Genomic DNA, 354 nt, shown 5'->3' on the forward strand with positions numbered 1-354 from the left:
TTTGGCCCATGAAAGAGCCGGAAGAAACAAAAAACCCCGCCGCTGATGCCCACAGCCTGGCGGGCATGAAAGTCATTTCGTTGGGCGAACTGCTGGACAAGGAGTTCCCCAAACGCAAGCACTTGATACTCCCGTGGCTGCGGCAGGGAGAAAGCGCAATGGTGTATGCCGCGCCCGGTGTGGGGAAAAGCCTGTTCGCGCTTGACTTGGCCCTGACCGTGGCAGGAGGCGGTCGCTTCCTCAATGAATGGGAAGGGCCGGGAGAGGGTGAGGCGTGGAAAGTACTGTACGTTGACGGTGAAATGCCCCTCGACGATATTCAGGCGCGGGCAGCCATGATACAGCGCGGCAAGG

At 59.6% G+C, this 354-nt stretch carries 1 protein-coding gene; it reads left to right on the top strand.

Annotated elements, in window-relative coordinates:
• Positions 1–354: AAA family ATPase (locus tag EII23_RS12585; protein WP_148091302.1), on the top strand; the 354-nt coding region annotated here is incomplete at both ends.

It is taken from the genome of Desulfovibrio sp. OH1186_COT-070 (genome assembly GCF_003860215.1).
In the GTDB taxonomy this organism is placed as follows: Bacteria; Desulfobacterota; Desulfovibrionia; order Desulfovibrionales; family Desulfovibrionaceae; genus Desulfovibrio.